This window comes from Brevundimonas sp. (genome assembly GCF_036732845.1).
Classification (GTDB): Bacteria; Pseudomonadota; Alphaproteobacteria; order Caulobacterales; family Caulobacteraceae; genus Brevundimonas.
In genome coordinates, this window is the sequence record NZ_DAINBO010000049.1 from 1 (window position 1) to 12,881 (window position 12,881).

General features: G+C 69.6%; 12 protein-coding genes. 6 read left to right on the forward strand and 6 right to left on the reverse strand.

Annotation, left to right across the window (positions count from 1 at the left end):
- Positions 1-603: trans-sulfuration enzyme family protein (locus V7D63_RS11995; RefSeq protein WP_333592514.1), on the forward strand; the 603-nt coding region annotated here is incomplete at its 5' end.
- On the opposite strand, the gene V7D63_RS12000 is transcribed toward V7D63_RS11995, so the two are convergent.
- From V7D63_RS12000 to V7D63_RS12015, 4 genes are all read right to left on the reverse strand, one after another.
- Positions 600-1,595 (reverse strand): protein-L-isoaspartate O-methyltransferase family protein, encoded by a 996-nt coding sequence (locus V7D63_RS12000; protein WP_333592515.1) that lies wholly within the window; start codon positions 1,593-1,595, stop codon positions 600-602. The genes V7D63_RS11995 and V7D63_RS12000 overlap by 4 nt on opposite strands.
- Positions 1,592-4,129 (reverse strand): hypothetical protein, encoded by a 2,538-nt coding sequence (locus V7D63_RS12005; protein ID WP_333592516.1) that lies wholly within the window; start codon positions 4,127-4,129, stop codon positions 1,592-1,594. The genes V7D63_RS12000 and V7D63_RS12005 overlap by 4 nt, the downstream gene beginning before the upstream one ends.
- Complete coding sequence (locus tag V7D63_RS12010) at positions 4,126-4,965, reverse strand: alpha/beta fold hydrolase (protein ID WP_333592517.1); 840 nt, start codon at positions 4,963-4,965, stop codon at positions 4,126-4,128. The genes V7D63_RS12005 and V7D63_RS12010 overlap by 4 nt, the downstream gene beginning before the upstream one ends.
- A 146-nt stretch (positions 4,966-5,111) precedes the next feature.
- Complete coding sequence (locus tag V7D63_RS12015; RefSeq protein ID WP_333592518.1) at positions 5,112-5,945, reverse strand: LD-carboxypeptidase; 834 nt, start codon at positions 5,943-5,945, stop codon at positions 5,112-5,114.
- A gap of 60 nt (positions 5,946-6,005) precedes the next feature.
- Here V7D63_RS12015 and V7D63_RS12020 point away from each other — a divergent pair, with 60 nt between their 5' ends.
- From V7D63_RS12020 to V7D63_RS12040, 5 genes are all read left to right on the forward strand, one after another.
- Positions 6,006-7,415 (forward strand): UDP-N-acetylmuramate--L-alanine ligase, encoded by a 1,410-nt coding sequence (locus tag V7D63_RS12020; RefSeq protein WP_333592519.1) that lies wholly within the window; start codon positions 6,006-6,008, stop codon positions 7,413-7,415.
- A gap of 75 nt (positions 7,416-7,490) precedes the next feature.
- Positions 7,491-8,171 (forward strand): PepSY-associated TM helix domain-containing protein, encoded by a 681-nt coding sequence (locus V7D63_RS12025; RefSeq protein ID WP_333592520.1) that lies wholly within the window; start codon positions 7,491-7,493, stop codon positions 8,169-8,171.
- 10 nt (positions 8,172-8,181) lie between these two features.
- Positions 8,182-8,694, forward strand: a complete 513-nt coding sequence (locus tag V7D63_RS12030) for a DUF2271 domain-containing protein (RefSeq protein WP_442882142.1) — start codon at positions 8,182-8,184, stop codon at positions 8,692-8,694.
- Between the two features lie 11 nt (positions 8,695-8,705).
- A complete protein-coding gene (locus V7D63_RS12035; RefSeq protein ID WP_333592521.1) occupies positions 8,706-9,503 on the forward strand; it encodes a DUF4198 domain-containing protein in 798 nt (265 codons plus the stop codon).
- 47 nt (positions 9,504-9,550) lie between these two features.
- On the forward strand, positions 9,551-10,591 hold the full coding sequence (locus V7D63_RS12040) for an FAD:protein FMN transferase (RefSeq protein ID WP_333592522.1): 1,041 nt from the start codon (positions 9,551-9,553) through the stop codon (positions 10,589-10,591).
- Between the two features lie 159 nt (positions 10,592-10,750).
- Here V7D63_RS12040 and V7D63_RS12045 read toward each other — a convergent pair whose 3' ends face one another.
- Complete coding sequence (locus tag V7D63_RS12045) at positions 10,751-11,428, reverse strand: Fe2+-dependent dioxygenase (protein WP_333592523.1); 678 nt, start codon at positions 11,426-11,428, stop codon at positions 10,751-10,753.
- A 71-nt stretch (positions 11,429-11,499) separates the two neighbouring features.
- Positions 11,500-12,881: TonB-dependent receptor (locus V7D63_RS12050; RefSeq protein ID WP_333592524.1), on the reverse strand; the 1,382-nt coding region annotated here is incomplete at its 5' end.

Genomic DNA, 12,881 nt, shown 5'->3' on the forward strand with positions numbered 1-12,881 from the left:
GACATCGTCATCCATTCGACCACCAAATACATCAACGGCCATTCCGACGTGGTCGGCGGCGCCGTGGTAGCGGCGGACCCGGCCGTGCATGACGAACTGGCCTGGTGGGCCAACGCCACGGGCGTGACCGGAGCGCCGTTCGACGCCTGGCTGACCCTGCGCGGCCTGCGCACCCTGTCGGTGCGGATGGAGCGGGCGCAGGCGACGGCGGCCCGCGTGGCCGAGACCCTGGCGGCCCATACCGCCGTGTCGCGCGTGCATTATCCCGGCCTGAGCGACCATCCCGGCCACGCCCTGGCGGCGCGCCAACAGGACGGCTTCGGCGCCATGCTGAGCTTCGAGCTGGCGGGCGGGGTCGAGGCGGCGCGCATCCTGTGCGAGGCGGTCGATGTCTTCACCCTGGCGGAATCCCTGGGCGGGGTCGAAAGCCTGATCGCCCATCCGGCCACCATGACCCACGCCGCCATGACGCCGGAACAGCGGGCCGTGGCCGGGGTCGGCGACGGCTTGATCCGCCTGTCGGTCGGGCTTGAGCACGAGGCCGACCTGATCGCCGACCTCGAGACGGCGCTGGCCAAGGCGAGCTTGCGGGTGGCGGCTTAAGCCGGCTTGGGCCGGTTCTGCATCGCCCCGGTCATGGGGATGAAGAAGACGCCGACATCGCGGCGGCTGTGGACCCGGCCCTGGTCGTCCTTGGTGTAGACGTACAGCACCTGGCCGCGCCGGAACGGCTGGCCGATGGGAATGATCAGCTTGCCGCCGGGCTTGAGCTGTCGGAACAGTTCCGGCGGGGCGTACTGGGCCACGCAGGTCAGCATGATGGTGTCGAAGCCGCCCTCGACCTCGGGCCAGCCGAAATAGCCGTCGCCGACCCTGGAGTGGACGTTGGCATAGCCCAGCGGAGCGAAGATCTTTCCAACCGCCTGACCGATCGGCTGGATGATCTCGATGGTGTAGGCGTCGCGCACGATGCGGCTGAGCAGAGACGACTGAAAGCCCGAGCCGGTGCCGATCTCCAGCGTCACGTCGGTCGGTTTGGGCGCCGCCAACTGGGTCATATAGGCCTGGCCCAGATAGTCGGACAGCACCGAGCCATGGCCGATGGCCCAGGGCTTGGGATCCGCCTCATAGCACTGGGTCGCGGTCGAGACGCCGGACGCATAGGCGTAATGGAAATAGTCGCGCGGCACGCTGTCGAAGGCGGCCAGGACGTTGGGGTCGGCGGCGCCGAACTTGCCGTCCAGATAGGTCTTCACCCGGTTCACGGCGCCGGGCTTCCTGGCCTGGATCTCGGCGAACTGGGCGGCGCTGATCGAAGGGTTGCGGCCCGACGCCGTCATGGCCTCGCGGAAGGCGTCATAGGTCCAGGGCCGGGCGGGCATGCGCACACCCGCGGCGACGACGCCGGGCGCGGTCGGGGCGGCGGCGGGCGCGCCCGGAGCCGCGGGACCGGACGGCGCGGCCGGGCCGCCGGTGGGACCGGTGGGGTTCAGACGGGCCTGGATCGTCTTCATCGTCGCCTCGTCGCAGGCGGCGAGCGGGGCGGCCGTCAGGGCGGCGGCCCCGACGATCAGGCGGCGGCGATCGAGCGTCATGCGGGCTGCTCCACGGGAAAGGGATCAAGGCCCTCGGCGTCCAGGGTCGGGGCGTCAGGAAGGGGGTCGCCTCGCCGCACAGGCGAAGGGGCGGCGGGCGCGCGGCGCGCCACCGGCAGGACCACGAAGGCGACGGCGTAGAGACCGGCCGCAAGGATCAGCAGCCATGAGGAGCCGACGTCGCGGCTGATCAGATTGGCCAGAGGCGTCGCCACCACCGAAAAGGCGCCGTTCAGGCCCCAGGCCCACGGCAGGGCGCGCCCGTCGCCGACCTGGATCAGCCCCAACGGGAAGGGCATGCCCAGGGCGATGGACACCGGCGCGGCCGCCAGCAGCACCAGACCGGCGCGCACGACCCACGGCTGGTCCAGCGTCCGCATCATGAAGTCCTCGGCGCCGACCAGCATGGCGGCGATCCAGCCGAGGATGACGACCAGACCGATCATCGAGGCGGCCTTGGGCAGGCGGCCGACCTTTTCCGCGATCAGACTGCCGACGCCGGAGAAGATCAGCATGGCCGTCAGCACCAGGGCGAAGGCCGAGGAATAGTCGGACAGATAGAAGGCCGCCTTGTCGATCAGCAGGATTTCGATGAACAGGAAGCCCAGCCCCAGGGCCGGGAAATAGAGGGCGGGCCACAGGCGGCGCGGCTCGGCGGCTCCGCCCGTACGACGTCGGAACAGGGCGGGCGCGGCCAGCACCAGCAGGGCGATCACCACCGCCTGAACCAGCACCGCCACATTCACCAGGGCGCCGATCTCGGCCTGGGGCAGGACCTCCAGGCGACGGATCAGGGCGCCGGGGTGCTCCAGCTTCAGTGAAGCGTAGAAGGCGGGCCGGTCCAGCGTCGCGGGGCGGATGTTGAAGGCGTCGCCCGACGCCGTGGCGCGGCCGTTCAGCACGGCGGCCGCCTCATTGGCGATGGCGTCGTTGGGACCGTCGGAGGTGATGGTCCCGGTGTCGAAGGCGACGCTGGGCAGGTCGTTGAAGATCGTGGCGCGGGCGGCGGCCACGTCCATGCCCGGATGGTGGCTGACGTCGAACGAACGGGCCTCGGCGAAAGTCTTCAGATCGACCACGTCGCTTGCGCTGAACGGCGCGGGCGAGATCAGGATGCGGGCGTTCCACGCCGAGCGATAGACCATAACGTGGCTCGCCGGATCGGCCGCGCCCTGCTCCAGCAACGCCTGCCGCGCCGTGGCCAGAACGCGCAGGGCATAGACCGGGAAGTCGCGGATCGAGACCGAGATCGACACCATCCCCTTGGGTTCGACCGAGGCCAGATAGGCGCGCAGAGCCTCGACCGTCAGGCCGGTGACGTTGGCCGGCGCGGAATCGACGAAGTCGGCCGAGACGTCGACCAGATCATAGGCGCCGCGTCCAGAGGCCCAGGCGGCGGCGATGGGACCGCCTTCCAGCAGGGTGACCCGCCCGTCGCGCGGCAAGGCGGGCGAGCCGGCCAGGCCCGATTTCAACGCCGCGTGCAGCACCGGTTCGGTCTCGACCACATCGACATGGGCCGCGCCCAGGGCCAGGGCTTCGGCCACGCGATAGCCGCCCGAGGCGCCCAGCAGCAGGACGCGCGGCTTGCCCCGCAGCGCATAGGGCGCGGCCGATAGGGCCGAGGGGGCGTAGGCGGCGTCCAGCGCGCCGGGTTTCGGCAGGGCGGCGATACGGTTTCCGTCGCGATACAGCCCCCAGGTCGAGGGCGGCCCGGCCACCCCCATCATGCCGGCGTTGTTGGACACGTCGGCGTCGACCCGTTCGGTGAAATTCTCCAGCAGCAGATAGTGGCCGCGCGGCTGGCGCAGTTCGGCGACCACGCGGGCGTTCGGCGTGTTCATCGGCGCATAGACCGACTTGAACTCCGAGATCGTCGGCGCCGGACCCAGGAACAATATGGTCTCGGCCGCGACCAGGGCCGCGCCCGCCAGTCCCACGCCCAGCCAGTTCAGCCGCCCCGGCTGGAACAGGGTCGACAGGGCCAGGGGAACGATCAGCACCGGCGCCAACAGGAAGGGATGGACCACGAACATCAGGCCCAGGGCCGTCGCCGCGCCCAACCCGGCGCCGATCAGGTCATAGCCGTAAACCCGCCCGACCTCGCGGTGGTTCTGGATGAAGATCAACGAGATATAGAGACCGGCCAGGAAGAAGAAGGGCAACAGCGCCGCGTAGTACAGGCCGATGTTCTTCACCTGATCGACCCAGGTGGCCGGGTTCTGAAGCTGCAGCGGGTTGAAGGCGTTGGTCGTGACCGCCTGATAGCCCAGGGCGGCGGCCAGGGTCATGGCGGCGGGCAGGACGGTGCGCAGGAACAGGCCGTACCGCTGCATCGCATCGCGGAACAGGGCCGCAGCCACGCCCGAAAAGGCGAAACCGGCCATGACGATGGAGATGATCCAGTAGCCGTATTCCGACCACTTCGCGACGGCGAAATAGCGGGTCAGGGCGTTCTCGATCCCGACCACGCCGAAGGCGATCAGGAACAGGGGAATCAGGGCTGCGCGGGCCTGTTTCACGGCGCCGGTCATCGCGGCGCGCCCCAGTCGGCGGCGGTCAGGAAGTCGGCGGCCAGAGCGTTGAACCGCTCAGCCTCGTCGACGAACAGGGCGTGCCCGGCCTCGGTGAAAATCTCCACGCGGACATTGGGTCGGGCGGCGGCCAGGGCCTCGGCCTGTTCGCGCAGCCGAGGGCGCACGACATAGAGCACCGGCCGGTCGACGCCGCGCAGGATGTCGCGCCACCGCTCGCGCGGCGCGTCATAGGCGCGCAGCCGCGCCTCATCGGCCGGGTCCATGCGCAGGGCGGATTCGGTCAGGCGGCGGCGAAAGTCGGCGCCCGGATCATGGGCGAACAGGCCGTCGACGAAGGCGGCGCGGCGGGCGCGGCGTTCGGCGGGACCCAGAGGCGCGGCATCGGCCGACCGGGCCGATACGGTCGGCGGCGGTCCCTCGCCCACCGAATTGTCGATCAGGATCAGACCGGCGATCCGCGTCTGGTCCCGGTCGCCGATCATGGACAGGATCTCCAGCACGCCCAACGACCAGCCGACCAGAACGACCCGCCCGGACGGCGCGGCGTGGTCGACAAGTTCGGCGATGTCCCGGCCCCGACGCTCGGCGGTGTAGCCGAAGGGCGCGACCTCGCTGTCGCCCTGGCCGCGCGGATCGAGCGCCAGCACGCGCCAGCGGTCGGACAGGGCGGCGATCTGGGCGTCGAAGATCCAGCCCGGCATGGTCCAACCCGGCACGAAGACCACCGTGCGGCCGTCGGCCGGTCCCGCCTCGACATAGTGCAGACGGACGCCGTCGGAGGTGGTGAATTCGTGCTCGGCCGCCTGGGCCGCAACGGCGCCGGGAGCGGCCAAGCACGCACAGGCGGCCGCGATCGCGGCGCCGCCCCAGGCCTCGTAACGAAACGCCTGAACCCCCATCGGGCCATGTGAACCGAACGAACGGCGTCCTGTCGACCGCCTTCCCGCGACAAGCGACGGATTTGGTTAAGCGCGCAGGCTCAGCGTGGCCCGAACGGCACGACCTTGTTGTCGCCGTCGTGGCCGATGTCGGCAGGTCCCAGATACGGAATGCCCGAGCGCGCGCACCAGTAGCGGACGATCTCTTCGGGCGTCATGCCGAAGTCAGGATCATTGGGCGTGATGTCCGAAACCCGGCCCAGCCGGATGCCCGCCACGCGCCGGATCGACGCCTGGCCGGTCAAGTGGAACATCATCCGGTCGATGCGATAGGCGGCTTCCGACACCTCTTCCAGCATCAGGACGTGGCCGGTCAGATCCGGTTCGATGGCCGTGCCGACCAACTGGTCGATGATGGTCAGGTTGAAGGCGACGGCCGGGCGCGGATCGGCCGCCAGGGACGGTTCGATCCCCTTGGCTCCGCCCTTGACCAGCCAGTCGATGGACCGTTGCACCGTCTCGGGTCCCGTGCGGCGGTTGATGTCCGAAGCCATCGGCCCGTGCGCCACGTGCGCGAAACCCGCCTTGTACAGCGCCGCCAGGATCGAACCGGCGTCGGAATAGCCGAGATAGCGTTTCTTCCTGGCCTCGGGCTTCAACGCGCCGACCACCGTCTCGGCGATGCGACACGCGCCGTAGCCGCCGCGCGCGAACCAGATCGCGTCGATCCTGGGGTCGTTGGCGAAGTCGACGAAGGCGCGCGCCCGGCTGGCGTCGTCCCCGGCGAAATGGCCGTGGGTCAGGAAGCTGGCCTCGTGAAACACGGCCGCGACCTCGCCCGCCGGATAGCGTTCGGCCATGAAGCCGCTCAGGCGGTCGGCGCTTTCGCGGCTGAACCGCGACGAGGCGGCGACGATTCCGATCTTGAAGGTCATCTGGCGTCCGGCGCGACCCGTGCTAGTCAGGCGATCCTCAGCCTTCCCGGTTTCGCCCTCATGAATCAAGACGCCTCCTATTTCTTCTGCGGCATCGGCGGCTCGGGCATGCTGCCCCTGGCCATGATCGTTCAGTCGCGAGGAGGCCGGATCGAGGGGTCGGATCGGGCGCTGGACCAGGGTCGCACGCCCGAGAAGTTCGACTGGCTGCGCGGCCATGGCGTGACCTTGCATCCCCAGGACGGCTCGGGCGTGACGCGAGCCGACCAGGTCGTGGTGGCGACCGGCGCGGTCGAGGACACGGTGCCCGACATCGGCGCGGCGCGGCGCGTGGGCGCGACCGTGGTGACCCGGCCCGAACTGCTGAGCCGACTGTTCAATGCGGCGCCGACGTCCGTGGGCGTGGCGGGCACCAGCGGCAAGTCGACCATCACCGGCATGATCGCCTGGGTCCTGCACGCGGCGGGCCGGGCGCCGACCGTCATGAACGGCGCCGTGATGAAGAATTTCACCGACGCCGACCACCCGTTCGCCAGCGCCCTGATCGGCGGGCCGGACCTGTTCGTGGCCGAGATCGATGAATCGGACGGCTCCATCGCCCGCTATGATCCGACCGTGGCCGTGGTCTCGAACATCAGCCTGGATCACAAGTCGATGGAGGAGCTGCGCGACCTGTTCGGCGGCTTCGTCGGGCGGGCCGCAGCGGCGGTGCTGAACCTGGACAATCCCGAGACGGCGGCCCTGGCCCAGACCCTGGCCGCCCAGGGCCGGGGCGCGGACGTCGTCACCTTCGCCCTTGGAGACGATGGAGCCGACCTGGCGGCGCACGGGCTGACTCCGACCCCGACCGGCATGACCTTCGACCTGGCCGAACGCGGGACGGGCGCGCGCCGCCGCGTGGTTCTGAACGTGCCCGGCGCGCACAATGTCGCCAACGCCCTGGCGGCCCTGGGCGCGGTGCGGGCCATGGGGATCGGGCTGGATCAGGCGGTCGCGGCGTTGGAGGCCTTCGCCGGCATCCGGCGACGGATGGAGGTGGTGGGGACCCGCAACGGGATCACCGTCATCGACGACTTCGCCCACAACCCGGACAAGATCGCCGCCACCCTGAAGACCCTGCACGCCTTCGACGGTCGGCTGCTGATCCTGTTCCAGCCGCACGGGTTCGGGCCGCTGAAACTGATGAAGCATGAGTTCATCGACGGTTTCGCCGGCTTGATGCGGCCGGACGACGTCCTGTTGATGCCCGAGCCGGTCTATTACGGCGGCACCACCGACCGGTCGGTCGGGTCTCAGGACATCGCCGCCGGGGTGCGCGCGGCGGGACGGCGGGCCGAGGCCCTGGGCGACCGGGCGGCCTGCGGCGACCGCATCGTCGAACTGGCCCGGCCCGGCGATCGGATCATCGTCATGGGCGCGCGCGACGACACCCTGTCGACCTTCGCCGCGGAGTTGCTGGCGCGCCTGTGATCCAGGGCGTCCTTCGGGGCGCCGTGCGACGTTGATGCACTTGCAAACCGTTCTCAACAATGGCACAGGCCGGGCGTGACCGACGCCGTCCCGACCAAACCCCAGAGCGCGCGCCAAACCGCGCCGAAACCGCCGCGCCCGCCGCAGTGGAAGACGCGGCCCTTCTGGCTGCGCCAGTTGCGCCAGTGGCATTGGATCACGGCGGCGATCAGCCTGATCGGCCTGATCCTGTTCTCCTTCACCGGCATCACCCTGAACCGGGCGGCTCTGATCGGCTCCGATCCGGTGACGACCGAACAGACCGCCGTCCTGTCCGAATCCGCCCGCGCCGCCCTGGCCCGGATGGGCGAGGAGACGACCGATCCCGTCCCCGCCCCCGTCGCCGCCTGGGCCGCCTCTGAACTGAAGGTTCAGATCGCGGGCAAGCCGACCGAGACGACGGCGAATGAGGTCTATGTGTCCCTGCCCCGCCCGGGCGGCGACGGCGCCCTGACCATCGACCGCGCCTCGGGCGAGGTGACCGCCGAAGCCACCTCGAACGGCTGGGTCGCCTATCTCAACGACCTGCACAAGGGCCGCAACACCGGCCCGGCCTGGGCCTGGTTCATCGACGTCTTCGCGGTCATCTGCATCATTTCGGCCCTGACCGGCCTGGCCCTCTTGTACCTGTTGGCGACGGGCCGCCGCTGGACCTGGCCGCTGGTCGGCTTGGGTTTCTTGATCCCCGCCGTCATCGCCGTCGTCTTCATCCATTAGTGAGCGTGCCATGCCTTTGCGCAGCCTGACCATCGCCCTGACCGCCACCGGACTGACTGCGGGCGCGGCCCAAGCCGCCGACCTGACCGCCACGGTCGAGATTCCGCGCATCTCCAGCGCCAGCTACCACCGGCCCTATGTCGCCGTGTGGATCGAAAGCCCCGACCAGACGGCGGTTCAGACCCTGGCGGTCTGGTACCAGCAGACGGCCAATGCCGAAGGCGACGGCACCGACTGGCTGAAGGACCTGCGCACCTGGTGGCGCAAGGGCGGCCGCGCCCTGCGCATGCCGGCCGACGGCGTCTCGGGCGCCACCCGCGCGCCGGGCCGCCACACCGTGACCGTCTCGGCCGCCCGCCTGCGCAATCTGCCCGCCGGGCAATACAATCTGGTCGTCGAGGCCGCCCGCGAACTGGGCGGACGCGAGGTCGTGCGCGTGCCCTTCCGCTGGGGCGCCGCCAACACCGGCCGCACGGCCGGAACCACCGAACTGGGCGCCGTCACCGTCGCCGTGAGCCGCTGAGGAGCACCCTGATGAAAAAGACCGTCTTCGCCCTGACCACCCTGGCCGCCCTGCTGGCCGCGCCGATGGCGGCCCAGGCCCACCGCGCCTGGCTGGCCCCGACCTCGACCGTGCTGTCGGGCGCCGACGCCTGGGTCGGCTTCGACGCCGGAATGTCGAACGGCGTCTTCATTCCCGATCACGCCGCCATGCGCCTGGACGGCCTGGTCATCACCGCGCCGGACGGCACGACCGCCCAGCCCGAGAACATGATGCGCGGCCGTTATCGCGCGACCTTCGACCTGCATCTGACCCAGCCGGGCACCTGGCGCGTCGCCAATGTCATGAGCGGCTATAGCGCCACCTATAAGCAGGGCGGCGAGGAGAAGCGCTGGCGCGGGACCGAGACCGAGATGGCCACGGCGATCCCCGCCGACGCCACGGACGTGGTGCGCATGCGCTCGATGAACCGGGTCGAGACCTTCGTCACCCTGGGCGAACCCACCGCCATCACCCCGACCGGCCAGGGCCTGGAGCTGATTCCCGTCACCCATCCGAACGATCTGGCGGCGGGCGAGGCGGCGACCTTCAAGCTGATGCAGGACGGAAAGCCGGCCGCGAACCAGACCATCACCGTGGCGCGCGGCGGCACGCGCTATCGCGACAATCCCGAAGAGATCACCGTCACCACCGGCGTCGATGGCGGATTCAGCGTGACCTGGCCCGAGGCGGGGATGTACTGGATCAATGCGTCGGTTCGCATGCCGGCTGCGGGAGACCAGATCGCGATGAACGCCCAATACAACGGCGTGGTGGAAGTGCTGCCCTGAGCAGTTTCGACCCTAGCTGGAAAGGCTCCAAGGCGGCGCCGCCGGTCGTGACGATCGGCGAGCCGGAGGATCGCGCGTCCAATCGCGTGCTGATCCCGCCGATGACGGGCGCGCCGCAGCGCCCGCCAGGCGACATCGTCTGGAGCCTGACCGGCGAGACCATGGGCACGGAGTGGTTCGTCCGCGCCGCCCCGCCGCCCAACACCAATCGCGCCGAGGTCGCCGCCGCCGTCCAGGCCGAGCTGGATGCGGTGGTCGGGCTGTTCAGCCCCTGGGTGCGGTCCAGCGAGATCAGCCGCTTCAACACCGCGCCCGCCGGTCTGTGGGCCGTGTCGGCCGAATTCTGGAGCCTGGTCGACCAGTCGATGGACCTGGCCGACGAGACCAATGGCGCGGTCGATCCGACCCTGGGCGCCCTGGTCGATCTGTGGGGTTTCGGCCCGCCGGGCTTGCGGCCCGAGACCGGTCCTCTCATCCCGACCGATGAAGAGATCGCGGCGGCCATGGCCGTCAGCGGCTGGCACAAGCTGCGCATGCATCGCGACGGGCGCGGCCTGATGCAGATGGGCGGCATGAAGCTGGATCTGTCGGGCATCGCCAAGGGCCATGCGGTGGACCGCGTCTCCGAGCGCCTGACCGCCCTGGGCCTGACCTCGCACCTGGTCGAGATCGGCGGCGAGTTGAAGGGCCGCGGGGTCAAGCCGGACGGCCAGCCCTGGTGGGTCGAGATCGAACGCTCGCCCGACAGCGACCTGCCCAAGACTGTCGCGGCCCTGGTCGATATCGCCGTGGCGACGTCCGGCGACTATCGCCGCGCCTTCGAGGCGGATGGGAAACTGTATCCGCACAGTCTCGACGGCTGGACCGGACGGCCTGTCGACAACGGCGTCACCTCGGTCACCGTCTTCCACGAGAGCGCGATGAAGGCCGACGCCTACGCCACGGCCCTGACGGTCATGGGCGCGGCGGAAGGGGCCGACTACGCCGCCGCCATGGGCCTGGCCGCCCATATCGTCGAGCGCACGCCCGAAGGCCCGGTCGAACGCATGACCACCGCCTTCGCCGCCATGATGGATGAAGAAGGCTGAGCATCGCCCAGGCTCATTGATCCGCTCATCCCCGCGAAAGCGGGGACCTAGTGAGAGCGACGCGCGTGGTCTTGGATCAAGGCTGGCCGACACTCGACGCCGGGTCATCATCCAAAGGACTGGGTCCCCGCTTTCGCGGGGATGAGCGGCATATGAGTCCTAAACCTCGGTCCAGCGCCGAAGCAGGTTGTGATAGACGCCGGTCAGTTCGACCGCCGCCGCGCTGCCCGCGCCCTGTTCCACCGCCACCCGCTGGACGCCCACATCGAGGCGGAACAGCAGCTCGCGGTCGGCGTCGTCGCGGATCAGGCTCTGGATCCAGGTGAAACAGGCCACCCGCGCGCCGCGCGTCACCGGCGTGACCTGATGCAGGCTCTTGGACGGGTACAACACCGCGTCCCCCACCGGCAGTTTGACGGACTGCGGGCCGTACAGGCCCTCGATCACCAGTTCGCCGCCGTCATAGCTGTCCGGCTCGGACAGGAAGAGGGTCATGGACAGGTCGCTGCGGATGCGCACGCCTGAACCCTGGCGGATGGCGTTGTCGACGTGCAGGCCGAACGTCTCGCCGCCCGCATAGCGGTTGAACAGGGGCGGAAAGATCGTGTGCGGCAGGGCGGCGGCCACGAACATCGGATCGGCGTTCAGCGCCTGGACCACCGTCGCCCCGACCTCCTGCGCCACGGCCGAGTCGGTCGGCAGTTGCTGGTTGCGCTTGGCCAGGGCCGACTGATGGCCCGAGGTGGCGTTGCCGTCGGCCCAAGGCCCGGCGTCCAGCCGCGCGCGCAGCGCCTCGACCTCGGCCTTGGAGAACACCTCGGGGATGTGCAGCAGCATGATCGTCTTCCGAAAAGAAGCGGCCCCGCCGGAAGGACGGAGCCGCCAGTCTAGGCCGAGGATCGCGGCCCTTAGAAGCGCAGGTTCAAGGTCAGGATCGCCTGGCGGGCGGGCGCCACGTCGGCGTGATGAACCCCGTTGGTGCGGATGACGTAGTCCTCGTCTCCCGCGTTCTGGACGTTCAGTTGCAGGCTGGCGCGGTCGTTGATGTCATAGCTGCCGAACAGGTCGAACCGGGTCCAGGCCGGGGCGTAGACGCGGTTGGCGCCGCCGCCCGCGCCGCCCTGATTGCCGCCGAAGCTGTCGGAGACGTGATAGACCCCGCCGCCCAGGGTCAGCCGCCGGGTCAGGCGATAGGTGGTGAACAGGCTGGCCGAATGCTCGGGCGTATTGGCCAGGGGATCGCCGACGTTGATGTTGTTATAGGCGCCGCGAACCAGCTCGGAATCCATCCAGGTGTAGCCGCCGAACACCTGCCAATCGCGCGTGACGTTGCCGGCCACGGCCAGCTCCAGACCCTTGACTTGGGCCTCGCCAATCTGGGCGTAGACGCCGGGCGCGATCTGCACTTGGGCGTTTTCGCGCCGGGTGTGGAACAGGGCGGCCGACAGCGACAGGCGGCCGTCGTACAGCGACGCCTTGGCGCCGATCTCGGCGTTGGCGGTCTCTTCCGGCTCCAACAGCACCAGGGCCAGATTGCCCGTGCCCACGCCGGAACCGGCGTTCTGGTCGCCGGCCGCGATGGTCGGCGGGGTCGAGGCGGTCGAATAGGAGGCATAGACGCTGGTCGACGCCGTCGGCTTGAAGACCACGCCCGCCTGGTAGTTGAAGAAGTCCCACGAGCCGTCGCGCGCCACCGGAACGTTCGACACGATGTCCACGCCGGTCACGCCGTAGTCGTCGTAACGGACGCCCAGGTTGAACACCCAACGCTCGCCCCATTCGATGGAGTCGAAGGCGTAGATCCCGGTCGACTTGGCCGTGTTGCGCGAGACCGGCCCGCGCAGGATGGTCCCGGTCCACGGATCGGACGGGTTGGGATCGTAAAGACGGGTGCAGTCCAGCCCCGTCAGCGGCGCCGGGCAGGCCGTGCCGGTCAGAGTAGTGACGACATAGCTGGCGTTCTTGTTCTGCTCGCGCGCCAGCTCCAAGCCGATGTCATAGTTGTGGACCAGGCCGCCGGTCGTGATCTGGCCGAAGACGTCGGTGACATTGGCCAGGGTGGCGGTCGGGTTCCAGCGCGACTTCACCCCCCGCTTCATCCAGTACTGGCCGCCGATCAGGGCGACGCCGTTGTTGGTGATGTTGCCGCCGTCGCCGGGGTTGGTGACGACATAGTCGTTCAGCGTCTGGCCGTAGCGGGTGACGTTGCGGATGCTCAGGGCGTCCGAGACGCGATGCTCGATCTTCAGGGTCGCGGCGTCGGCCGTGGTGGTCAGATAGTCGCGCGCCG

What these genes read in the sequence shown, in the direction of transcription:
- V7D63_RS12000 (WP_333592515.1), bottom strand. Translation starts at nt 1,595, where the DNA reads ATGACGCTCGATCGCCGCCGCCTGATCGTCGGGGCCGCCGCCCTGACG.
- V7D63_RS12005 (WP_333592516.1), bottom strand. Translation starts at nt 4,129, where the DNA reads ATGACCGGCGCCGTGAAACAGGCCCGCGCAGCCCTGATTCCCCTGTTC.
- V7D63_RS12015 (WP_333592518.1), bottom strand. Translation starts at nt 5,945, where the DNA reads ATGACCTTCAAGATCGGAATCGTCGCCGCCTCGTCGCGGTTCAGCCGC.
- V7D63_RS12020 (WP_333592519.1), top strand. Translation starts at nt 6,006, where the DNA reads ATGAATCAAGACGCCTCCTATTTCTTCTGCGGCATCGGCGGCTCGGGC.
- V7D63_RS12030 (WP_442882142.1), top strand. Translation starts at nt 8,182, where the DNA reads ATGCCTTTGCGCAGCCTGACCATCGCCCTGACCGCCACCGGACTGACT.
- V7D63_RS12035 (WP_333592521.1), top strand. Translation starts at nt 8,706, where the DNA reads ATGAAAAAGACCGTCTTCGCCCTGACCACCCTGGCCGCCCTGCTGGCC.
- V7D63_RS12045 (WP_333592523.1), bottom strand. Translation starts at nt 11,428, where the DNA reads ATGCTGCTGCACATCCCCGAGGTGTTCTCCAAGGCCGAGGTCGAGGCG.